Genomic DNA, 22,263 nt, shown 5'->3' on the forward strand with positions numbered 1-22,263 from the left:
AGCCAGCCGCGCCGATCCGCAGTCATCGCGGAGCGTGGCGCTGCGGCTACCGCCCATCCGCTTGCCACCCTGGTTGCGATCGACACGCTGCGCGCCGGCGGCAATGCAGTGGATGCCGCCATTGCCGCAGCCGCCGTCCTCGGCGTGGTCGAGCCGGCCATGACCGGGATCGGCGGCGATTGTTTCGTGCTGATCGCGCCCAAGGGCAGCGATCGCGTCATCGCCTACAACGGCGCCGGCCGTGCGCCCGCCGCCGCCAGCGCCGATTGGTTCCTGGAGCGCGGCATCACCGCCATCTCGCCCGACAGCGTGCATTCAATCACCGTGCCCGGTGCCGTGGAGGCTTGGTGCCGCCTCGCGGAAGATCATGGCAAGCTCGGCATAGACCGGCTGCTGCAGCCTGCGATCCAGCTTGCGGCCAAAGGCTTCACCGTTGCGCCCAAGGTCGCAGCCGACTGGCGCCGCAGTGCCGAGCGGCTGCGCGCCGACCCGGTTGCGCGCGCAACGCTGCTGCCCAAGGGCAAGGCGCCCAATGTCGGCGATCGCATCGCGTTCCCCGCCTTGGCCAAGGCGATGAAAGCGATCGCCCGCGACGGCGCCGATGCCTTCTATCGCGGCTGGATTGCCGAGGACATCGTGCGCAGGCTGAAGGCCGAAGGCGGCTTCCATACACCGGAGGATTTCGCGCGTCATCGCGGCGACTACGCCGCACCGATTTCGACCAGCTATCGCGGCGCGCGGGTCTGGGAATGCCCGCCGCCCGGCCAGGGCCTGACCGCGCTGCTGCTGCTCAACATCCTCAGCGAATGCGCTCAGGCTGATGGCCCGTTTTCCGTCGCGCGCTTTCACATGCAGATCGAGGCGAGCAAGCTGGCCTACGCCGAGCGGGACCGGCACATCGCCGATCCGCAGCACGTCGATGTGCCCGTGAAGCGCCTGCTGTCGCGCGCGCATGCCAAGCGCCTCGCTGCGGCGATTGATCCCATGGGCGCGATGTCGACAGTGCCGTCAAACGCATTGCTGCCGCACCCGGACACAACCTATCTCACGGTTATAGACAAGGACCGCACCGCGGTCAGCTTCATCAACTCGATCTACTGGTCCTTCGGCAGCGCACGCATGGCGCCGAAGAGTGGGGTCGTGCTGCAGAATCGCGGCGCCTGCTTCGTGGTTCAGCCGGGTCATCCCAACTGCATCGCGCCCGGCAAGCGGTCGATGCACACCATCATCCCGGCGATGGTGACCAAGGGCGGCCGGGCGCTCATCTCCTTCGCCGTCATGGGCGGTCATTATCAGCCGGTCGGTCAGGCCCATGTGCTCGGCAACATGCTGGATTTCGGCATGGACCCGCAGGCCGCCTTGGATTGCCCGCGTCTCTTTTTCGAGGATGGCGGAGTGACCGTAGAGTCCGGCATTGCCGATAGCCTGCGCAGGGAGCTGGCGAGCCGCGGCCATATCATCGTGCCTGCGGAGCCGGACGATCCATTGGGCGGTGGCCAGGTCATTGCCATCGACTGGAAGCGGGGGGTGCTGATCGCCGGGTCCGAGCCGCGCAAGGATGGGCTGGCCCTCGGCTATTGAGCCTTCGCCGTCAGGTTCGGCTGTCCGTGAACCGCGCCACGCTTCGTTAACCAGACCATAGGCTTTTTTAGGTTGTAATGGTGCCAGGCCTATGGCACGGTTCGTGAACGAGAACGCCGGAGGCGCATTCTCCAGTTGAACCAAAAGGTTAGGCTCCGATCCTGAAAAGGGTTCGAGCTGTGGTCGCAAAGTCGGGGGACGTTTTGCGGCCGGGCCATCCGATCTTCACACACTGCTTCGGAGCCAGGCGAGCGGCACCGGGGCCGAGGGAGAATGGGACGTATGACCGACCACACTCTGATCCCCGATTCCGAGGATTCGACTCTGTCCAAGGCGCTGGTGGGACGCCGGCGTGTATTGGCCTTTGGCCTTGGCACCGCTGCGCTGGTCATCGCGAGTCCGCTGAAGGGCGCCCTGGCTGCCCTGCCCCAGAGCGGCACGCGCACCTTGGGTCTGGTCAGCACACACACCAACGAAAAGATCATGGCGACCTATTGGCGCGACGGCGTCTACGACAAGGGCGCGCTGAAGGACATCAATTACGTGCTGCGCGATTTTCGCACCGGCGACGTCGCCGTGATGGATCCGCAGCTTCTCGATCTCCTGGTCGAACTGCATCGCCGCACCGGCAGCCGCAAGGCGTTCCAGGTCATCTCGGGCTACCGTTCGCCGAAGACCAACGCCATGCTGGCCTCAGGCAGCGGCGGCGTCGCCAAGCGCAGCCTGCATATGGAAGCCAAGGCGATTGATATCCGGCTCTACGACGTGGCTCTGAGCGACCTGCGCCAGACTGCCATTGCGATGAAGGCCGGCGGCGTTGGCTACTACAAGAAGTCGGACTTCGTGCACGTCGATACCGGGCGCGTTCGGCAGTGGTGATCGGCCCCTGGTTGCGCTCCGGCGGTAACAGGCTGATTTTCCGCGCGCTCGCGTTGCATCGTTAAGACATTAACGATCTTTTCACCATGCCCTGCCATGATTCCACTGGGATTCCAGGGATTTCAGAGGCAAGGTTGCGTTCATGGATGATCTGACGGAACTCCAATCGCGGGTGGCCGCGGCACAGGAGCGCCTACAGCAAAGCGCCGAGGAAGAGCGCCGTTATGGCTTGCGCCTAAACGACATCGTCTCGATCGTCGAAGGCTCGCTCTCCCGTCAGCGTGAGGAAGTCGACAAGCTGAAAGCGGAAGTCACGGAGCTCCGCACGATCGTGGGCAAGCTTAGCTCCGAGCGCGACGAAGCGAAGGGTGCCCTCATCCAGGCCCACGCCGCCTTGAGCGCCGCGCAAGCGCGCCTTGGCCAGCGCGAAATGCAGAACGAGCAGCTGCGCCGCATGCTGATGGAACTGCTGGCCGTGGTCGAGGGACGCCAGGCCAGCGCCGTGCACGATGTGGTGCGCCGCCTCGAAGGCGGCATCCAAACCCTGATCAAGCAGGAGCACGCCCAGCAGCCGGAAATGGCGGCCGCCGCACCGGATGCGATCCCGCCGCGCACTTCAACCGCAACGACGGCGCCGCGCCGCTTGACTGTGGTGGCCACCGTCACAAAGCCGAACGAGACGACGGGACAACTCGCCCTCGCGCAACAGCCGATCAACGAAGAAGCGCAGATCGCCCACGAAGTGGCGCAGGAAAATTTCGAGGAGCCGGCTGCCGAGACCGAGAGCGAGCCCGAATCCCTGTCCGAGGTCGTCATGAGCGAAGCCGGCGACATCGTCGCCGATCCGGATGCCGAACAGGCCAAGGTCAAGAGCGAAGCGAACCCGCAGGAACAGCAGCTGGTCAACGCCTTGCTCGATGCTGAGCGCAAGCTGATCGAAGCCGAGGCGCTAGGCGCGACAAGCGCCAGTTCTCCCGTCGCGGAAATCATACGCCGCATCAGCCAGCGCACGCGCGAGATCAACGAGCAGGCGCCGCAGGGCTGAGCACCGGCCCGCAGCCGGAACATCCGTTCTTCCGATGCGTTGACCAAGGCTATCGCGCCTGATGCTGCATTTGCGCGCGCGACCGCGTAGAGTCGCGTCCGTGATCTGGACGAAAGGATTCGACGATGCTGTGGAAAGGCCGCAGGCAGAGCCGCAACATCGAAGACCGCCGTGGCATGGGCGGCATGCGTTTCCCCGGCGGGCTTGGGGGCGGGCTAGGCGGCGGCTATCGACGCGGCGGGATGCGCGGCGGTGGGCTTGGGCTCGGCGGCATCATCATTCTCTTCATCATCGCCTGGGCGCTCGGCATCAATCCGCTCGCGCTGCTGTCCGGCGATTTCGGTTCCGGCAGCTATATCGAACAGCAGACGGCAGGCGGTGGCACGTTCTCGAGCCCGCAAGAGGAGGACCTGAAGCAGTTCGTCGCCGTTGTGCTCGCCGATACCGAAGACACGTGGCATCACCTTCTGCCCGAGATCGGCGCGCAATATCGCGAACCCAAGCTCGTACTGTTCTCCGGCGGCGCACAGTCCGGGTGCGGCTTCGCGCAATCGGCAGTCGGACCCTTCTATTGTCCAGCGGATGAGAAGGTCTATCTCGACTTGACGTTCTTTGATGAGCTGTCGCGGCGCTTCGGCGCGCCCGGCGACTTTGCACAGGCCTACGTGATCGCGCACGAGGTTGGCCATCATGTGCAGACGGTACTTGGCATCGAGGAGCAGGTGAGCCGAGCTCGCGCCGGTATGAGCCAAAGTGAAAGCAATGCCCTTTCCGTGCGCGTCGAGCTGCAGGCCGACTGCTTCGCCGGCGTATGGGCCAATCGCGCCCATCAGGAACGCGGTCTGATCGAGCGGGGCGACATCGAGGAAGCGCTCACCGCAGCGAGCGCCGTTGGCGACGACACGCTGCAGAAGCGATCCAGCGGCCGGGTGGTGCCCGACAGCTTCACCCACGGTTCTGCCGCGCAGCGCGTGCGCTGGTTCGAGACTGGATATCGCAGCGGCAACATCACCGACTGCGATACCTTCAGGGCAAAGACTCTCTAGGCTGTCGCCGCGTCCGGGAAGGCGCGGATCTTAGTCATTGTCAGCGTCACCAGCTTGTCGGGAGCGATCAGTTCCCCGGCGGGCGAGCCATGCGGCACTTCCGCTTCGAGCATTTCGCCGTTGGCCAGCAATGCCAGCTCCACCCGGATCGCGGGGCCGGCAACGAAGATCTGACGTACCCGGGCTTCCAATCCTTCCGCGCGCGCATCACCGATGATGAGGTCGTGCGGCCGCACGAATGCAACACCCGTCGCATCGCGCAGCTCAGGATGCTCCGGCGCGGGCAGAACAAGCGATCCGACCATCGCTCGGCCCCGGTCGATTCTGCATGGCAGCCGGTTTGCATTACCGAGGAACTCGTACACGAACGCGGTCGCCGGACGCTGGTAGACCTCAGCAGGCGTGCCGATCTGCTCGATCCGGCCATCGCTCATGACCGCGATGCGATCGGCCAGCTCGAGCGCCTCCTCCTGGTCGTGCGTGACGAACAGCGAGGTCAGCTGCATGTCGTCATGCAGCCGCCGCAGCCAGCGCCGCAATTCCTTTCGCACCTTGGCGTCGAGCGCGCCGAACGGCTCGTCCAGCAGTAGCACGGCCGGCTGGATCGCGAGGGCGCGGGCCAGAGCCACGCGCTGGCGCTGACCGCCCGACAACTGGCTGGGATAGCGGTCGCCCAAGCGGTCGAGCTGGACCAGGCGCAGCAACTCATTCACTTGCTTGTCGATCACGGCCTTAGGCGGCCGCTTGTCGCGCGGCTTCACGCGCAGGCCGAAGCTGACATTCTCGGCGACGGTCATGTGCTTGAACAGAGCATAGTGCTGGAACACGAAGCCCACGTTGCGCTCGCCGGCACCCTGCGAAGCCACGTCCCGGCCGTTGAACAGCAGGCGCCCGCTGTCGGCGAACTCCAGCCCCGCCAGGATCCGCAGCAATGTGGTTTTGCCCGAACCTGATGGGCCGAGCAGAGCGACGAACTCGCCACGCGAAGCGGAGAGATTGACGCCGCGCAGAGCCGGGAATCCATTGAAGCTCTTGTAGATACCGTCGGCAGTGATGGTCATCCTTCGCTCCCTCTAGTGCTTGCGTCCGCCGGCAAGCCGGTCGCCATAGCGCCATTCCAGCAACGACTTCGCCACCAATGTCACGATCGCGAGCCCCGCCAGGAGCGATGCAACCGCGAAGGCGCCGACGAAGTCGTATTCGTTGTAGAGAATCTCCACATGCAGCGGCATGGTGTTGGTGAGGCCACGGATATGGCCCGACACGACCGACACGGCGCCGAACTCGCCCATCGCACGCGCATTGCACAGCAGCACGCCGTAGAGCAGGCCCCATGCCACATTCGGCAGGGTCACATACCAGAAGGTCCTCCAGCCGCTCGCCCCCAACGAAATCGCGGCTTCTTCCTCGTCCCTGCCCTGCTCCTGCATCAGCGGGATCAGCTCACGCGCGACGAACGGGAACGTGACGAAGACCGTCGCCAGCACAAGGCCGGTAACGTTGAAGATGATCTTGATGTCCAGTTCCTTCAGGGCCGGTCCGAACCAGCCGTTCGCGCCATAGAGCAGCACGTAGATGAGGCCGGAGATCACGGGCGACACTGAGAACGGCAGGTCGATCAGGGTCACCAGCAGGCTCTTGCCGCGGAAATCGAACTTCGCGACGGCCCAGGCTGCCGCCAGTCCGAACACCACGTTGAGCGGTACGGCAATGGCGGCGACCAACAACGTCAGCCGCACGGCCTGCCAGGTATCCGCATTGCCGACGGCCTGGAAGAAGGTCGCGAAGCCGCCGCTCAGCGCCTCCATGAAAACGGAGATCAGCGGCAGCACCAGAACCAGCGCGATGAACAGCATGCCCGTTGCGATCAGCGCCCAGCGCACCAGTGGCGACTCAGTGGTTGCACGGCGCACTTTCGCGGCCGTGGCCGGTCCAGCCGTTTGGGTTTCCATGCTTAGTGCTCTTCGTGCCTGCGCGACCATCTCTGCACCAGATTGATGAGGAGGAGGATGAGGAACGATGCCGCCAGCATGATGACGCCGATGGCGGCTGCACCGGCATAATCGAACTGTTCCAATTTGATGACGATGAGCAGCGGCGCGATCTCCGACACCAGCGGCATGTTGCCGGCGATGAAGATGACCGAGCCGTATTCGCCGACCGCCCGCGCGAACGCGAGGGCGAAGCCGGTCAACAGTGCCGGCAGGATGGCCGGCAGGATGACGAGGCGAAAGGTCTGCCAGCGGCTCGCGCCGAGGCTGACCGCGGCCTCTTCGACCTCTTTATCAAGATCCTGCAGCACCGGTTGCAGGCTGCGCACGACGAAGGGCAGCCCGATGAAGATGAGAGCTACCAGCACACCCAGCGGCGTGAACGCAATCTCGATGCCAAGCGGTTTGAACAGGCTACCAACCCAGCCGTTGGGCGCATAGATCGTGGCAAGGGAGATGCCCGCCACCGCGGTCGGCAGCGCGAACGGCAGATCGACCAGAGCGTCCACGATGCGCTTGAAGGGGAAATCGTACCGCACCAGGACCCAGGCGACGATCAAGCCGAAAAAGGCGTTGACGACGGCCGCGATGAAGGCCGCGCCAAAGCTCAGCCTCAGCGCGGCCAGGACGCGGCTGTCCATCAGGACTCCGAGGAAGCCCGAAATCCCCAGCGTCGCCGGCCGCAGCACCAAGGCGGAAAGCGGCAGCAGCACGATGATGCTGAGATAGGCGACGGCGAAGCCGAGCGTGAGACCGAACCCCGGCAGAACGCTCGGCCGCTTGAAGCCGCCGCTCAAAGAAGTGGCGAGTGCAGTCATCTATCGGCCTATGCTTACTGACCGGGTCGATAGATCTGGTCGAAGATTCCGCCGTCGGCGAAATGCTTCTTCTGCGCTTCCTGCCAGCCGCCGAACGTATCGGCGATCGTCACCAACGGAATCTCCGGAAACTGGCTCTTGTATTTCGTGGCGACTGCCTGATCGGTCGGGCGATAGAAGTTCTTCGCCGCGATTTCCTGGGCCTCCGGGGAATAGAGATATTCGAGATAGGCTTCCGCAACCTTGCGCGTTTCGTGATCGTCGACATTGCTGTCGACCAATGCAACGGGCGGTTCGGCTAGGATGCTCGCGCTCGGCACCACGATCTCGATTTTGTCGGCGCCAAGCTGCTTGACCGCGAGATGGGCTTCGTTCTCCCAGGTCAGCAGAACGTCGCCAAGGCCGCGCTGAGCGAAGGTCGTCGTGCTGCCCCGCGCGCCGGTATCGAGCACGGGCACACGGCTATAGAGATTGCCGACGAACTGCTTGGCCTTGGCTTCGTCGCCGCCGGATTGCTGCAAGGCATAGGCCCAGGCCGCCAGATAGTTCCAGCGCGCACCACCCGAGGTCTTCGGGTTCGGCGTAATGACCTGGATGTCCTCCTTCAGGAGATCCGGCCAGTCCTTGATGTTCTTGGGATTGCCCTTGCGCACCAGGAACACGATGGTCGAGGTGTACGGAGATGAATTGTGCGGCAGTCGCTTCTGCCAGTCCTTGTCGATGAGGTCCGAATTCTGCGCGATGGCGTCGATGTCATAGGCGAGCGCCAGGGTTACCACGTCCGCTTCGAGGCCGTCGATCACCGCGCGGGCCTGCTTGCCGGAGCCGCCATGGGATTGTTCGATGGTGACGTCCTCGCCGGTCTCCGCTTTCCACTTGGCGGCGAAGCCTTCATTGATTGCCTTGTAGAATTCCCGCGTGGGGTCGTAGCTGACATTCAGCAATGTGGTATCGGCGCGAGCTGCGCTCACTCCGGCAAAGAGTCCAATCGCAAAGGCGCCGCCGCAGACAAGGCGGTTCAGTCGGTTTGCCATCGTTGCTCTCCCTTAGTTTCAGCACATCCCGTTCGAATTATTCATTCATTCCAATGATCGCCTCGGCCGACCGCGCCGAAGTCTGACACCTCCTTAGATTCCTGCGCCAATGTCTATTCGGTGATGAGGCCGGCGGATGGCCTCCGCCAGGGTTGAACTGTCCAGGACGCGCGCAACCGCGTCGCGGGTCTTGCGCATGGTGTCCCGGATGGAGCACTCCGATTCGCTCAGGCAATCCTCGCACCGTCGGTACGCCGTCTTGCTTGCACATGGTACCAGCGCCAACGGCCCGTCGATGTAGCGCACGACCTGGCCAAACGTGATGGATTCAGGCGACTTGGCGAGTGTGTAGCCGCCATGCTTGCCTCTGATGCTCCGAACCACCCCATGACGTTTGAGTTCCAAGAGGATCAGCTCCAGAAACTTGCGCGGCATATGCTGGCTCTCGGCGATCTCCGCAATCTGCGTCGGCTCGCCGACTGGCTGGTCCGCCAGATAAAGCAGCGCATGCAACGCGTATTTGGCTTTCTGCGAGAGCATCATTACTCCGTAAACTCGATAGACATTATCGGTTTACGGCCCCCTGTCAAGCCAGGGCCCCATTCTGAAGGATAGCCACACGGGCGCCATGGAATTGCCAACTTATTGAATCCGCATTCAATTTGTCTGTTAAGGCGCTTATACTGATGGTGGGTCGGCGCATTTATTATGCTGTTTTTAACCAGACTGATCCTACAAAGCCCGCCATGCTTGCGCGTCCTCCCGCTTTCGGACTGAAGGTCAAGATCGTCGTTGCGCTGTCCGTCGCAGTGCTGGCGATCCTGGCGGCGTTCGTCTCTTACGAAATGGAACGCTTCCGGGTCGAGCGGATGGGCGAGCTGCGCGCCACCGCCCAGAACCTGGCCAACCTCTATTCCGGTGCGGTCGCCAGTTCGGTCTGGGAGTTCGACAAGGACAATACCCGCTCCCAGCTGGAAGCTTTGAGGGTCGTCGAGGGCTTTCAGCGGGCCGTGATCTGGGAGACTAACGGCCCCGAGTTCGTCGCCGTCTCGAACCGCATCGCCGACGGCCCGCATGTCGAGGGCAAGGCCAAGATCTTCGTGAACGGCAAGGAGATCGCCTGGATCCTGGTGCGCCTGTCGCGCAATGTCGTGGTTGCTGCGGAAGAGCGCCACCTGCAGCAGATCCTGTATACCGTGGGCGCGTTGGCAGTCGCCCTGCTCACCAGCGTCTTCGCCGCGCTGCATTTCCTGACACGTCCGCTCGACCGCATGACAAACCTGATGCAGCGCTTTGCGACCGGTCAGTTGGGCGGCCAGATCCCCTTCGTGTCGCGCCATGACGAGGTCGGCCGCATGGCGCAAGCGCTCGCTGTCTTCCGCGATCATGCCATCGAGCGCCGCAATGCCGAGCTGGCGCTGCAGCGGCGCACCGAAGAGCTCGATGCGCTCAACAAGGACCTGCTGAAGGCGCGCGACGCCGCCGAATCCGCGAACCGCATCAAGTCCGAGTTTCTGGCGTCCATGAGCCACGAGATCCGCACGCCGATGAACGGCATCGTCGGCATGGTGCATGTGTTGATGTCGACGCTGCTGCAGCCGGACCAGCGCGAGAAGCTGAGCACACTTGCGAGCGCGGCCTCCACCCTGCTCAGCATACTCAACGACATCCTCGACATCTCCAAGATCGAGGCGGGCCGGCTGGAGCTTGACGTCGCGCCGTTCCGGCCGCGGCGCATGCTCGACGACATGATGGCCTTGTGGCGCCCATCGGCCCTCAACAAAGGGCTGGGATTGAAGAGCCATGTCGATCCCGGCGTCCCGCCGCTCCTGATGGGCGACGCCAACCGCATCGGGCAGATCGTCGCCAACTACCTGGGCAATGCCATCAAGTTCACCGAGCGCGGGACCGTCACGGTGCACCTGTCCGGCGAGCCACGCGGCGAAAGGCTGTATCGCCTGCGTGTCTCCGTCACGGACACCGGCATCGGCATCGACCCCGATACGATGCCGCGGCTGTTCCAGAAATTCAGCCAAGCCGACACGTCCACCACGCGCAAGTTCGGCGGCACGGGCCTCGGCCTGGCGATCTGCCGGGAACTGGCACAACTGATGGGCGGTCAGGTCGGCGTCGACAGCGCGCCCGGCAAAGGCTCGACCTTCTGGTTCGCAATGGACAGCCCCATCGCCGATGCCACGGTCCTGCCGATGCCGGAGGCGGGTACGCGCTCGCGCCTGCTGGCGCTGCCCGGCGAGCGCAGGCTCAATCTACTGGTGGTCGAGGACAATCACGTCAATCAGGTCGTCATCGCCTCCATGCTGCGTACCGCCGGCCACGAATGCGACATCGCAAAGGACGGCGCCGAGGCGATCGCGTCCGTGCAGAACAGCCGCTATGACGGCGTCCTGATGGACATCCAGATGCCGGTGATCGACGGCGTCGAAGCGACCCGGAGTATTCGCAAGCTCGGCGGCAAGTATATGACGCTGCCGATCATCGCCCTGACTGCGAACGCGATGGCGGGCGATGAGGAGCGTTACCTCGGCCTCGGTATGAACGACTACGTGCCGAAGCCGATCGACCCCGATCGCTTGACCCTCGCGCTGCGCCGCTCCATTGCGACCGATGCCGCCCCCATCCGCCGCGCCGACCTGCGAACAGTGCCGGAACCCGCTGCAAGCAGCGAAGATGACGAAGACCTGAAACGGCTGCTCGGCTCGCTGTAACACCTACATCCTGAGACGCTTGCCGTCCGGATCATAGGGCGCATCCTTCAGCATGCGCGCCGCGCGCCGTTCGCCAAGGATCTCGATCTCCAACGCGCGAGAGTCATTGGCGAATTCGCTGCGGATGTAACCGAGACCGATGGCATGTTCCACGTGGAACGCAAAGCCGCCGGAGGTCAGCCGGCCTACGACTTCGCCGTCCGCCAGGATCGGCTCATTGCCCATCGGATCGACGTCGCCCTCAGCGAGCGCGAAAATCGCGAGGCGGCGCTTCGACGGCTCCCCTAGAACGCGTTTCGCGGCGTCATGCCCGATGAAATCGCCCTTGTCGAGCCGCACGAAGCGGCCGAGACCCGCCTCCGCCGGCGTATAGTCGACGCTGTATTCGCGGCCCCAGGAGCCGTAGCCCTTCTCCAGGCGCAACGCGTTGAGCGCGCGCATGCCGCAGAGCCTGAGCCCGTGCGGCTTGCCGGCTGCACGAAGCCGCTCCAGCACATGCAGCTGCAATTCCGGCGCGGTGTAGATCTCGTAACCCAATTCGCCCGTGAAACTGACGCGGATCACGATCGCGTCCGCCAAGCCCGCCTTCATGCGCCGCGCCGACAGGAACGGGAAGGCCTGCTGCGAGATATCTTCGCTGACAAGCTCGGCCAGAACGTCACGCGCCTTCGGCCCCGTGAGCGAGAAGCCGGTCCAATCAGCCGTCACGTCACGGATCGTCACGTCCTTGCCACCCCGATTCCGGTCGAACCAGCGCTGGTAGTAGACGATGGCAGTCGGCGATCCGATCATCAGGTAATGGTCTGCCGCAAGACGCGTAACCGTCAGGTCGCCGAACACCTGGCCTTTGGGCGTGAGCAACGGCGCCAGCGCCGTCTTGCCGTCCGCTTGCGGCAGCCTGTTGCATATCAGGCGATCGAGAAACGCCGTGGCGCCGGGCCCCGCCACATCGAACTTGGCGTAGCAGGAGGATTCGAACAGGCCGACTGCTTGGCGCACGGCCTTCGCTTCCTCGCCGACCCGCGCAAAAGCATCGGATCGGCGGAAGGCCGGCGTCTCTTTCGCCTGCTTGCCCTTGCCCGCGAACCACAGCGGGTATTCCCAGCCATAGAGCGCGCCGAAGGCGGCACCCGCCTGCTGGAAGGCGCCATAGGCCGGCGTGGTCTTGAGCGGACGCGCGGCCGGCAATTCTTCGTTCGGGCAGGTGATGGTGAAGCGGCGGCGATAATTCTCCGTCGTCTTCTCGAGCACGTACGCAGCGTTTACGTGTTCGCCGTAGCGCGCGACATCCATGGCAAACACGTCCATGCCCGGCTCGCCCTCGACGATCCATTGCGCCACGGCGAGACCGACGCCGCCACCCTGGCTGAAACCGGCCATGACACCGCACGCGAGGAAGTAGTTATGTAAGCCGCGTACCGGGCCGATGATCGGGTTGCCGTCCGGCGAGAAAACCATGCCGCCATTGATGACGCGCTTGATCCCGCCGTCGGCGAGGCAGGGATAACGCTCCATGGCGATTTCGAGCGCGCTCCAGATCCGGTCGACATCATTGGGCAGCAGCTCGTGGGCGAAGTCCTGCGGCGTGCCGCCGACCGCCCAGTGCTTGCAGCCATGCTCATAGGTACCGATCAGCAGGCCTTTGCCTTCCTGCCGCAGATAGGATTCGCCGTCGAAATCGATCGACATCGGCAGTTCGCGGTCAAGCGCAGCGACGGCGGGAATGTCGTTGGTGACGATATACTGGTGCTCCATCGGAATGATGGGCAGCTCCACGCCGGCCATCCGCCCGACCTCGCGCGCCCACAGGCCACCGGCATTCACGACATAGTCGGCTTCGATGGTGCCTTCCTTGGTGACGACCAGCCAGCCGCCCTTCGCCGTCTGTTTTAGCTCGACGACCGGGTTGCGCAGATAGATCTCTGCGCCTTTCGCTTTCGCCGCCTTCGCATAGGCGTTGGTAACGCCGGAGGGATCGACATGGCCATCATTGGGGTCGAAGAGCGCGCCGATGAAGCGCGACGTGTCGATCAACGGATTGAGCTTTTTCACTTCGTCCAATGAAACGAAGTCGAGATCGAGGCCGAGATGGCGCGCTCGCCCCCGCTCCATCCGAAAGTAATCCATACACGTCTCATTCGCGGCGACATAGAGGCAGCCCACGCGATGCATGCCGCAGACCTGTCCCGACTCCTTCTCCAGTTCGTCATAGAGGCGCACCGTATAGGCCTGCAGTGCCGACATGTTGGTATCGCCGTTGATGGTGTGCATGCCGCCTGCCGCATGCCAGGTCGAGCCGGAGGTCAGCTCCGAGCGCTCGATCAATACGACATCGCTCCAGCCGAGCTTGGTGAGATGATAGAGCACGCTGACGCCGACCACGCCGCCGCCGACCACCGCCACGCGTACATGCGATTTCATGAGAACGAGTCCTTCGCGAATTCGGAAAGCCTCGCGAACTCTGCCAAGCACACCGGAGCCCGGCAACGCGCCAAATGGTCAGTAGCCCCGTGAGATTTAGTCATGTTCGCTGCCGGACTTTGCCGCCAGGTCCGCGGCGCTGCGCCAGCGATAGCCGGCGAGCACCAGCCGCCCATCACGATCGGTTTCCACCAGCACCGACGACAGCCTGGCGCCGATCCGCTCATAGAACGACCGCGCCGATCCGTTGCTCGCCAGCGACCAGAGCGCAACTTCGCCCGCACCGTGCCGGGCCATCGCGTCGCCCAGCGCATGCATCAGCTTTCGCCCCAGGCCGCGGCGCAGATGCGACTGCAGGACGTAGAGGACGGGCACCTTGAAAGCCGGGCCGAACATCACGGGCCTGGCGCGCACGCCGCCGACGAAGCCGACGATCCCGGCAGCCGGGTCGATCGCGACGAAGGTCCAGCGGCTGCCGGGCGGATCCTTCAGCAGCCCGGCCCACATCCGCAAACGCGTCGGCACGGACTGCCGGTCCAGCACGTGCTGCGGCAACTGCCCGACATAGGCCTCCTGCCAGCCCTTCACGTGGACCTTTGCGATCCCTTCCGCATCGTCCGGAATGGCCGGCCGGACAAACGGCTCGATGGGCGTTTCGGTGTTCATGACTTCCTAGCCCATAGCCGGCCGGGACGCAGCTCGCCCCTATCGAGAACGACCGTCATCATGCGCCAATCTTCGATGAAATGGTCACGCATCTCCGCGCCCAAGCTTTGCGTCATGAGGTCAAAAAGCTCGCCCCACATCCGAGCCAGCTCCCGCTTGGCGAGATCGCAATACCAGGCGTTTGTATCAACCAGCTTCACGTCCTCGAAGCCGAATTCGTGCAGCATTAGCCCGTAGTCCGTGAGCGTGGTCGGATGATAGGGAATACCCTCCAACTCGATGAAATAGAGCATGTCGGCGCTGAAGGGCCCCGGCCCCTTCATCCAGTCGCCGCCCGCGAGGCGACCGCCCGGCTTCAGCACGCGGTGCACCTCGCGCAGCAGAGCCCGTTTGTCGATCACATGCAGCCAGGCATCTTTGGTAAAGACGATATCGAAGCTGGCATCGGCAAAGGGCAGCGGCTTCTCCGGCGCGATCACCTTGAAGGAAATCCGGTCGTCTGTGACGCGCTGTCGCGCCCGTGCGATCAAAGGCGCTCCGACATCAACCCCCATCACATTCGCAGCGCCGAGTTCCACCAGCACCTGATCGAGCCCGCCGATGCCGCAGCCGATGTCGAGCACGCGCTTTCCGGAGAGGTCGATACCTCCCATGATCTCGCGCACTGCCTGCGGACCGCCGGGCGACAGGCACCCCTCGCCCCAGATGATCTGGAGCATGTCCAGCATCGCGGTGTCGTAGTCGTGAGAGATCTGGTCAACCATGGCCCTATCAGAGCCCAGAGCCCGGCCTTTGACCAGAGGGTGCCGGCTACGCCTTGATCCGCGTCATCTTCGGATCGTAGAGCGGCTCTAGGCTGACTTTGGCGGGATAGCGCGCGCAGGCGATTTCCAGCTCGTACGAACCGGAGAGCACGTCCTCCAGCGTCACGCCGTTCTCCTTGTCGCGCACATAGCCGATGCCGATATTGGTCTCGAGCGTATAGCCGTACCCGCCGGAGGAAAGCCAGCCGACTTGGCGGCCGTTGCGGAAGATGGTCTCGCGCCCAAGCAGCACGATCGACGGATCGTCGACCGTGAAGCAGGCAAGCAGCTTGGGCAGTTTCTTCATCGCTTGCCTGGTCAGCGCCTCGCGCCCCAGGAACGGGATGTTCTTCTTCAGCTTCACCGCCCAGCCCATGCCTGCTTCCAGTGGCGAATGATCTGGTGTGATGTCGCTGGACCAGGCGCGATAGAATTTCTCCAGGCGCAGGCTTTCGATCGCGCGATAGCCCGCGTTGCGGATGCCGTGCACCACACCTGCCTGCATCAGCGCGTCATAGACGCTGGCGAGCGAGTCCAGCGGCATGTGGAGTTCCCAGCCCAGCTCGCCCACGTAGGTGACGCGCAAGGCGCGCACCGGCACGCCGGCGATCGTGATCTCGCGATGCTGGCCGAAAGGGAAAGCAGCGTTGCTCACGTCCGCCTCGGTGACAGCAGAGAGAACGTCGCGCGCCCTCGGTCCCATCAGGCTCAATACCCCGTTGGACGAGGTCATGTCGATCAGCCGCGCATCGAGGCCCTCCGGGATGTGGCTGCGGATCCAGTGAAAATCGTGGATCGCGAAGCCTGTTCCGGTCACGATGTAGTAGCAATCGTCATCGAGCCGCGAGACAGTGAGGTCGCATTCGATGCCGCCACGCTCGTTCAGCATCTGGGTATAGACGAGGCGCCCTGGCCTCACCGCCACATCATTTGCGCAGATCCAGGAGAGCGCCGCCTCCGCGTCCTTGCCGACCATCAGGAATTTGGCGAAAGACGTCTGGTCGATCACCACCGCGTTTTCGCGACAAGCATTGTGCTCTGCGCCCACATGGGGGAACCAGTTCTGCCGGCTGTAGGTGTAGACGTCTTTCGGCTCCACTCCTCTCGGCGCGAACCAGTTCGGCCGTTCCCATCCCAGCTTCCACCCGAACACTGCGCCCTGTTCCTTCAGGCGACGGTAGAGTGGCGAGGTGCGGACCGGTCGCGCGCTTTCCAGCTCCTCATGTGGCCATGCCATGGAATAATGGTGCGCATAGGCTTCGAGCGTGCGGGTGCTCACCCAAGTGCGGTCGCGATGCACCTGGCCGAAGCGGCGGATGTCGACCGGCCACAGATCCATCGGCGCCTCGCCTTCCGCCACCCACTCGGCGAGCGCGCGGCCGGCGCCTCCGCCTGACGCGATGCCGAAGGCGTTGAACCCGGCGCCGACATAGAAGTTCTCCAGCTCCGGTGCCTCGCCCAGGATGAAATTGCCATCGGGCGTGAAGCTCTCCGGGCCGTTGATCATCTGCTTGATACCGGCCGTGCTGAGCGCCGGCACACGTGCGAGCGCCTGTTCCATCAGCGGCTCGAAATGGTCTGTGTCGGTGTCGAGCAGCTGGAATGCGAAATCCTCCGGCAATGGATGGGCTTGCCAGGGCTTCGGGTTGTGCTCATAGCCACCCATGACGAGCCCACCGACCTCCTCCTTGAAATAGATCAGGCGGTCGGGATCGCGTAGAGTCGGCAGATTCTTCGGCACGCCGGCGATCGGCTCCGTCACGAGATACTGGTGCTGCACCGAAGTGAGCGGCACGCTGACACCGGCGAGCTCGCCAATGCGCCGCGCCCACTGGCCGGCACAGTTCACAATCACCTCGGCCTTGATCGTGCCTTGGCTGGTCTCGACACCAACGGCACGGCCTTTCTCGATCAAGATGCCGGTGACCGCAACATCTTCGATGATCTTGACGCCGCCCTGCCGCGCCCCTTTCGCGAGCGACTGCGTCAGATCGGCGGGATTGACCTGTCCATCGGTCGGCAAGAAGGCCGCACCAACCACGTCAGAAATGTCCATGACCGGCCAAAGCTTCTGCGCCTCCTGCGGCGAGAGCAGATGCATCTCCAGCCCAAAGGAGTGCGCGGTGGTCGCCTGGCGCTTGATCTCTGTCATGCGCTCCGCATTGCAGGCGAGCCGCAGGCCGCCATTGCGCTTCCACCCCGTCGCGAGGCCGGTCTCCTGCTCCAGCGTGTCGTAGAGCTCGACCGAGTATTTCAACAGTTGGGTGATGTTGGCCGAGGTGCGCAGCTGTCCCACCAACCCCGCCGCATGCCACGTGCTGCCGGAAGTCAGCTTGTTCCGCTCGATCAGCACGACATCCTTCCAGCCCAGCTTGGCCAGATGATAGGCCGTCGAGCAGCCGATAATGCCGCCGCCAATGATGATAGCGCGGGCTTGGGTGGGAAGTGTGGTCATGCGTGGAGCCTGTTGTTCGAAAGGGGCATGGAGCCCCCGCTCGCTTCCACCGCCCCGACCCTCCCCCATGCTGGGGGTAGAGGAAGGTAGCTGAGTTCAGAGCTGCGATCCCCTCCCCCGACACCGGGAGAGGCTAGGGAGGGAGAACCCGCCGTACAGTCGTCAGCCATTGCGCACCGCCTGCAGATGCTTGCCGAACTCGGCGCTGCCCATGAGCGTCTTGCAGCGTTCGAAGCGGTTGACGGCGTAGGCCCAGAAATCGTCGGCAGGATTCTGATTCACATGCTGGATGATGCCCCAGAGCGTCCAGAGCAAGTCGCACATCGCCTTGTAGAGCACCATGCGGCCACGATCAGCGGCGGGCGGCTTGCCGCCGAAATAGGCTTCCAACAGCGCCTCGTCCTGCTCCGGTCCGAACGCCGCTTCGACCGAAACATCACCAAGATCCCACATCGGATCGTTGTTGCCGGCATATTCCCAGTCGATGACATAGGCGCGGGCACCGGTATCCAGAAAATTCTCCGCCAGCGGATCGCAATGGCACGGCCTGATCGGCAACGGGCGCGTACCCAGAGCCGCGCGCACGGCTTCGGCCTCGCGCTTCACATCGTGATAGCCGTCGGGCAGCGGCGCGTTCTTCTTGGCGAGGATGTCCAGATACTCGTCCACCATCTGGAACAGCTCGAACCGATTCAGGAACGGCGCTGCTTGCTCATGCACGCGCTTCAACGCCAACGCGGAGCGCTGGACGGAGCCGAGGTCCTTGAAGCGGTCGGCATTCAGGGTGACGCCGCCATCGATATAGCGGCACAGCATGACGCCTGTGACTTCGTCGAAATGCACGACCTCGGCATTGACACCGACCGCCGCCGCCGATTTGGCGGCGTGCGCCTCGTTCCTGCGGTTGATGTATTCGCTGGTGCCGGCACCGGGGATGCGCAAGACATGACGGCCGAGCGGCGAATCGATGCGGAAGTTCCGGTTCGTCAAGCCGCCCAGCCGCTCCAGTTTGATCGCGTTCTCCGGCACGTCCTTGAACAGGTCGATGCCGCGCATCGCGGTCAGCACATCCTTGCGATCGATGTCCGCGCTCATGTGGCCCGCCTCACGCTTTCAGCCGCAGATTCTCGGGATCGTAGGCGGCCTTTGTGGCGATTCTCGCTTTGCTCACTTTGCCGAAGGCTTCGATCTCAACGTCGCCGCGCGCGATCAGATCGACCGGCAGGTAGCCGTAACCGATCGCCTTTCCCACCGTGTAGCCGAAATTCCCGCCGGTGGTGACGCCGACGACCTTGCCATCCAGCATCACCGCTTCGCTGCCATAGAGCGGTAGATACTCATCGAGCAGGAAAGTGACGAGGCGCTGCTTCACGCCTTCCTCCTGCTGTTTCAGCAGCGCAGCGCGGCCGATGAACTCGCCCTTGTTGAAATTGACGCGGAAGCCGAGGCCGGCCTCCAGCGGCGTGTAGTCCGGGGTGATATCGCTGGACCAGTAGAGATAGCTTTTTTCCGTACGCAGGGAATCGATTGCGCGATAGCCGACATCGGCGATGCCGTGCGTTTCTCCCGCTTCGCGCAGCAGATCATAGACATGGGCCGCATATTCCGTCGGCACATGCAGCTCCCAGCCGAGCTCGCCGACATAGCCGATGCGGATTGCACACACCGGCGCCGCGCCGACCGTGATTTCGCGCATGGTCGCGAACGGGAAAGCCGCGTTCGAGACATCCTCTTCCGCCACCTGCGCCAGCACGTCGCGCGCCTTGGGACCGCAGAGATTGATCACCGCCCGCGCCGAAGTCACGTCGACCAGCTGCACCGAGCCATCCTTACGCAGCTGGCCTTCGATCCAGTGCGCATCATGCTTGCCGAAGGCCGCGCCAGTCACGAAGTAGTAGCGATTCTCCCCTACCCGCGTGAAGGTCAGATCGCATTCGATCCCGCCGCGCTCGTTGCAGAGCTGCGAATAGATGACGCTGCCGATCGGCCGGTCCATGTTGGAGACGGCGATGCGCTGCAGAAACGGCACCACGCCCGGCCCGATCAGCTCGAACTTTGAGAACGAGGTCTGGTCGATCAGCGCCACGCGCTCGCGCACGACTTTGTGCTCCTCGCCCACGTGCTGGAACCAGTTGGTCTTGGCCCGATCGAAATCCGGCTTGTCCTTCGGCTCGATGCCTTTAGGCGCGAACCAGTTCGCGCGCTCCCAGCCGCCACGCGAGCCGAACACGGCGCCACGCGCCTTCAGTGTTTCGTAAAGCGGCGAGCGGCGGATGCCGCGCTGCGTCCCGTGCTCTTTGGCCGGAAACGCGAACATGTAGTGGCCGCCATAGAGCTCCACGGCGCGCGCGTACATGAAGTGCCTGGTCGCGTGGTGAAAGGAGAAGCGCCGGATGTCGAGCGGCCACAGATTGAGGCTCGGACGGCCTTCCAGAATCCATTCCGCCATCATGCGACCGGCGCCGCCACCCGCCGCGATGCCGTAGAGGAATCCGGCGCAAACGAAATAGTTGACGAGCTCCGGCGCCTTGCCCATCACGAAATCGCCGTCGGCCGAATAGGGAATCGGCCCGTTCAGCAATTGCCGCACACCGACTTCGTTGATGATCGGCGTGCGCTTGGCGGCAAGCTTTGCCAGCTGCTCGAAGCGATCGAAGTTGCCGGCCAGCAGCTCTTGCGCGAACTCGCGCGGAATTCCGTTCGGCGCGAACGGCAGCGTATTCGGCTCATAGCCGCCGACCACCAACCCGCGCACCTCCGGCTTGTAATAGACGAGATGATCGGGATCGCGCATGGTCGGCATGCGCTTGGGTGCATCGGGGATCGGATCGGTGATGAGATATTGGTGCTCCACCGCGAAGGACGGCACGCGTACGCCGGCAAGCCTGCCCACCTCGTGCCCCCACATGCCGCAGGCATTTACCAGCAAGTCGCAAGTCCATTCGCCCTTGTCGGTCTCGACGCGGGTCACGCGATCATTCTCGACCTTGAAGCCGATGGCGCGCTCGCCGATCACGATTTTCGCGCCCTTGTCCTTCGCGCCTTTCGCCAGCGCCTGGGCGACGCTGGCGGGATCGATATAGCCATCGCTCGGGATATAGATCGCGGAGCGCACATCTTCCATGCTCATCAACGGAAAGAGCTCCCGCGATTGCCGGGGCGAGAGCCACTGCATCTCGAGGTCGAAGCTCTTCGCCATGGTCATCAGGCGGCGATTCTCCATCTCGCGCTGATCGGAGCAGGCAAGCCTCAGCGATCCGTATTTCTTCCAATCGATCGCCTGGCCGGTTTCCGCTTCCAGCCGGTCATAGAGCTCGACCGAGAATTTCAGCATGCGCGTGGTGTTACGCGAGGAGCGAAGCTGACCTACGAGGCCAGCCGCGTGCCAAGTCGCGCCATGCGTCAGCCCGCTTTTTTCGAGGATCACCACATCGCGTTTCCCGGCGCGCGTCAGGTGATAGGCGATAGAGCAACCGAGAATGCCGCCGCCCAGGATCAGGATTTCGGCATGGCGGACAGTATTCGCGAGTTCGGACAAGTTGGTGGGCTCCCGGGGTCGCAATTCGTCAGCACGAAACCACACGACTCGCAAAATTTCCAGCACCAAAGCCAACTAAAACCGCATGCACCCCACAGAATTTTAACATTTCCCTTGCGAACGCCTTGAAATCCATGTTGGATTTCGGGGCGAGCGAGCAATCAGCAAATAGGGGTGAAGCTCGGCCCAACGACAAAGTTGAGAGTTGGAGGAGGCATAGATGCGCAAAGCGTTTCTGGGAGGCGAGAAGCTGGCATGCTTGGCGGCGCTGACCCTGATTGCGACGGCAGCGCCCGCCGTCGCCGAAAGCCCGGAAAGCCCGGATCCGATCAAGATCGCCAACTTCGATTGGACCAGCGGCGTTCTGAACACCAAGATCATGGAAGTCATCCTCAAGCAGTATGGCTACAACGTCGAGATCGTGAACGCCGACTATCTCGCGAGTGTCACGACCGGCATCCCGACCGGCGACCTGACGCTGGGCCTGGAATACTGGGACACCACCGCGGGTGAAGCGATGGCGGAAGCGGACAAGACCGGAAAGGTGGAGCGCCTTGGTCCTCTTGGTCCATCTGCCAAGGAGGAATGGTGGTATCCGGCTTATATGAAAGAGAAGTGCCCTGGCCTGCCCGACTGGAAGGCGCTGAACGACTGCGCCGAAGCTTTTTCGACGCCGGAAACGGCGCCCAAGGGGCGCTACCTCGGCGGGCCCGTGACTTGGGGCGGCTACGATGACGAGCGTGTCGAGGCATTGGGGCTGAACTACGAAGTCGTCCACGCCGGTACGGATATGAACATGTTCGCGGAGCTGGAATCGGCCTATCAGCGCAAGGCGCCGATCCTGCTCTGGATCTATTCGCCGCATTGGGCGGTCGCGAAGTACGAAGGCGAGTGGGTAGAGTTTCCGGAATACACCAGCGAGTGCTACAACGATCCGAAATGGGGCATGAATCCAGACTTGGCCTATGATTGCGGCAAGCCGTTCGGCGAGATCTGGAAATATGCCTGGGCGGGCATGAAGGACAAATGGCCGACGGCCTACCGGATCGCCAAGAACTATCAGTTCGAAGCGGCGGAGATGAATGCTTTGATCTCCCAGGTCGACCTGGACGGAAAGAGCCTGGAGGAGGTTGCGACCGCCTGGGTCGCCGCGAACCAGGACAAGATCAAGAAGTGGGCGAGCCAATAGCACCCAGCTGGTGACGGCACACCACGGGGCCGGCAAGTGTGGCACTTGCCGGCCCGTTTCGTCGCAGACAA

17 protein-coding genes are annotated in these 22,263 nt (G+C 63.4%); 6 read left to right on the forward strand and 11 right to left on the reverse strand.

All coding sequences use genetic code 11. From position 1 onward, the window contains the following. Positions 1-24 precede the first annotated feature (24 nt). The 4 genes from ggt to ypfJ all read left to right on the forward strand — a co-directional run bounded on the left by ggt (position 25) and on the right by ypfJ (position 4,551). Complete coding sequence (gene ggt, locus DTX69_RS03140) at positions 25-1,581, forward strand: gamma-glutamyltransferase (RefSeq protein WP_284735553.1); 1,557 nt, start codon at positions 25-27, stop codon at positions 1,579-1,581. Positions 1,582-1,863: 282 nt separating this feature from the next. Then, entirely contained in the window at positions 1,864-2,460 is a 597-nt protein-coding gene (locus DTX69_RS03145; RefSeq protein WP_119300059.1) for a DUF882 domain-containing protein, read from the forward strand. 142 nt (positions 2,461-2,602) lie between these two features. After that, complete coding sequence (locus DTX69_RS03150) at positions 2,603-3,505, forward strand: hypothetical protein (protein WP_119300060.1); 903 nt, start codon at positions 2,603-2,605, stop codon at positions 3,503-3,505. 125 nt (positions 3,506-3,630) lie between these two features. Next, entirely contained in the window at positions 3,631-4,551 is a 921-nt protein-coding gene (ypfJ, locus tag DTX69_RS03155) for a KPN_02809 family neutral zinc metallopeptidase (protein WP_119300061.1), read from the forward strand. On the opposite strand, the gene DTX69_RS03160 is transcribed toward ypfJ, so the two are convergent. From DTX69_RS03160 to DTX69_RS03180, 5 genes are all read right to left on the reverse strand, one after another. After that, positions 4,548-5,612, reverse strand: coding sequence for a sulfate/molybdate ABC transporter ATP-binding protein (locus DTX69_RS03160; RefSeq protein ID WP_119300062.1), 1,065 nt, complete (start codon positions 5,610-5,612; stop codon positions 4,548-4,550). The two genes, ypfJ and DTX69_RS03160, sit on opposite strands and share 4 nt — an antisense overlap. A gap of 12 nt (positions 5,613-5,624) precedes the next feature. Next, positions 5,625-6,503 carry a sulfate ABC transporter permease subunit CysW gene (gene cysW, locus DTX69_RS03165; RefSeq protein ID WP_119300063.1) on the reverse strand — a complete coding sequence of 293 codons (879 nt, stop codon included), beginning with the start codon at positions 6,501-6,503 and terminating at the stop codon, positions 5,625-5,627. A gap of 2 nt (positions 6,504-6,505) precedes the next feature. Further along, on the reverse strand, positions 6,506-7,360 hold the full coding sequence (cysT, locus tag DTX69_RS03170; RefSeq protein WP_119300064.1) for a sulfate ABC transporter permease subunit CysT: 855 nt from the start codon (positions 7,358-7,360) through the stop codon (positions 6,506-6,508). Between the two features lie 14 nt (positions 7,361-7,374). Further along, entirely contained in the window at positions 7,375-8,394 is a 1,020-nt protein-coding gene (locus tag DTX69_RS03175) for a sulfate ABC transporter substrate-binding protein (protein WP_119300065.1), read from the reverse strand. Positions 8,395-8,487: 93 nt separating this feature from the next. Then, entirely contained in the window at positions 8,488-8,934 is a 447-nt protein-coding gene (locus DTX69_RS03180; RefSeq protein WP_119300420.1) for an RrF2 family transcriptional regulator, read from the reverse strand. A gap of 206 nt (positions 8,935-9,140) precedes the next feature. Between DTX69_RS03180 and DTX69_RS03185 the strand changes: the two genes are divergently transcribed. Beyond that, positions 9,141-11,120: an ATP-binding protein gene (locus DTX69_RS03185; RefSeq protein WP_162916592.1), complete on the forward strand. Its 1,980-nt coding sequence runs from the start codon at positions 9,141-9,143 to the stop codon at positions 11,118-11,120. Between the two features lie 3 nt (positions 11,121-11,123). Here DTX69_RS03185 and DTX69_RS03190 read toward each other — a convergent pair whose 3' ends face one another. The 6 genes from DTX69_RS03190 to DTX69_RS03215 all read right to left on the reverse strand — a co-directional run bounded on the left by DTX69_RS03190 (position 11,124) and on the right by DTX69_RS03215 (position 21,003). Then, positions 11,124-13,541, reverse strand: a complete 2,418-nt coding sequence (locus DTX69_RS03190; protein ID WP_119300067.1) for a GcvT family protein — start codon at positions 13,539-13,541, stop codon at positions 11,124-11,126. 96 nt (positions 13,542-13,637) lie between these two features. Then, on the reverse strand, positions 13,638-14,207 hold the full coding sequence (locus tag DTX69_RS03195; RefSeq protein ID WP_119300068.1) for a GNAT family N-acetyltransferase: 570 nt from the start codon (positions 14,205-14,207) through the stop codon (positions 13,638-13,640). Further along, positions 14,204-14,971, reverse strand: a complete 768-nt coding sequence (locus tag DTX69_RS03200) for a methyltransferase domain-containing protein (protein WP_119300069.1) — start codon at positions 14,969-14,971, stop codon at positions 14,204-14,206. Before DTX69_RS03200 ends, DTX69_RS03195 begins: the two co-directional genes overlap by 4 nt. 46 nt (positions 14,972-15,017) lie before the next feature. After that, positions 15,018-17,465, reverse strand: coding sequence for a GcvT family protein (locus DTX69_RS03205; RefSeq protein ID WP_119300070.1), 2,448 nt, complete (start codon positions 17,463-17,465; stop codon positions 15,018-15,020). 162 nt (positions 17,466-17,627) lie between these two features. After that, positions 17,628-18,560 carry a choline kinase family protein gene (locus DTX69_RS03210; RefSeq protein ID WP_284735519.1) on the reverse strand — a complete coding sequence of 311 codons (933 nt, stop codon included), beginning with the start codon at positions 18,558-18,560 and terminating at the stop codon, positions 17,628-17,630. Between the two features lie 10 nt (positions 18,561-18,570). Continuing rightward, complete coding sequence (locus tag DTX69_RS03215) at positions 18,571-21,003, reverse strand: GcvT family protein (protein WP_119300071.1); 2,433 nt, start codon at positions 21,001-21,003, stop codon at positions 18,571-18,573. A gap of 220 nt (positions 21,004-21,223) precedes the next feature. Here DTX69_RS03215 and DTX69_RS03220 point away from each other — a divergent pair, with 220 nt between their 5' ends. Continuing rightward, positions 21,224-22,192: an ABC transporter substrate-binding protein gene (locus DTX69_RS03220; RefSeq protein ID WP_119300072.1), complete on the forward strand. Its 969-nt coding sequence runs from the start codon at positions 21,224-21,226 to the stop codon at positions 22,190-22,192. Positions 22,193-22,263: the final 71 nt, after the last annotated feature.

Source organism: Dongia deserti (assembly GCF_003574735.1).
Taxonomy (GTDB): domain Bacteria; phylum Pseudomonadota; class Alphaproteobacteria; order Dongiales; family Dongiaceae; genus Dongia_A; species Dongia_A deserti.

Coding starts and splice junctions, on each gene's coding strand:
- DTX69_RS03145 (WP_119300059.1), top strand. CDS start 1,864: ATGACCGACCACACTCTGATCCCCGATTCCGAGGATTCGACTCTGTCC.
- DTX69_RS03150 (WP_119300060.1), top strand. CDS start 2,603: ATGGATGATCTGACGGAACTCCAATCGCGGGTGGCCGCGGCACAGGAG.
- ypfJ (WP_119300061.1), top strand. CDS start 3,631: ATGCTGTGGAAAGGCCGCAGGCAGAGCCGCAACATCGAAGACCGCCGT.
- DTX69_RS03160 (WP_119300062.1), bottom strand. CDS start 5,612: ATGACCATCACTGCCGACGGTATCTACAAGAGCTTCAATGGATTCCCG.
- cysW (WP_119300063.1), bottom strand. CDS start 6,503: ATGGAAACCCAAACGGCTGGACCGGCCACGGCCGCGAAAGTGCGCCGT.
- cysT (WP_119300064.1), bottom strand. CDS start 7,360: ATGACTGCACTCGCCACTTCTTTGAGCGGCGGCTTCAAGCGGCCGAGC.
- DTX69_RS03175 (WP_119300065.1), bottom strand. CDS start 8,394: ATGGCAAACCGACTGAACCGCCTTGTCTGCGGCGGCGCCTTTGCGATT.
- DTX69_RS03180 (WP_119300420.1), bottom strand. CDS start 8,934: ATGCTCTCGCAGAAAGCCAAATACGCGTTGCATGCGCTGCTTTATCTG.
- DTX69_RS03185 (WP_162916592.1), top strand. CDS start 9,141: ATGCTTGCGCGTCCTCCCGCTTTCGGACTGAAGGTCAAGATCGTCGTT.
- DTX69_RS03190 (WP_119300067.1), bottom strand. CDS start 13,541: ATGAAATCGCATGTACGCGTGGCGGTGGTCGGCGGCGGCGTGGTCGGC.
- DTX69_RS03195 (WP_119300068.1), bottom strand. CDS start 14,207: ATGAACACCGAAACGCCCATCGAGCCGTTTGTCCGGCCGGCCATTCCG.
- DTX69_RS03200 (WP_119300069.1), bottom strand. CDS start 14,971: ATGGTTGACCAGATCTCTCACGACTACGACACCGCGATGCTGGACATG.
- DTX69_RS03205 (WP_119300070.1), bottom strand. CDS start 17,465: ATGACCACACTTCCCACCCAAGCCCGCGCTATCATCATTGGCGGCGGC.
- DTX69_RS03210 (WP_284735519.1), bottom strand. CDS start 18,560: ATGAGCGCGGACATCGATCGCAAGGATGTGCTGACCGCGATGCGCGGC.
- DTX69_RS03220 (WP_119300072.1), top strand. CDS start 21,224: ATGCGCAAAGCGTTTCTGGGAGGCGAGAAGCTGGCATGCTTGGCGGCG.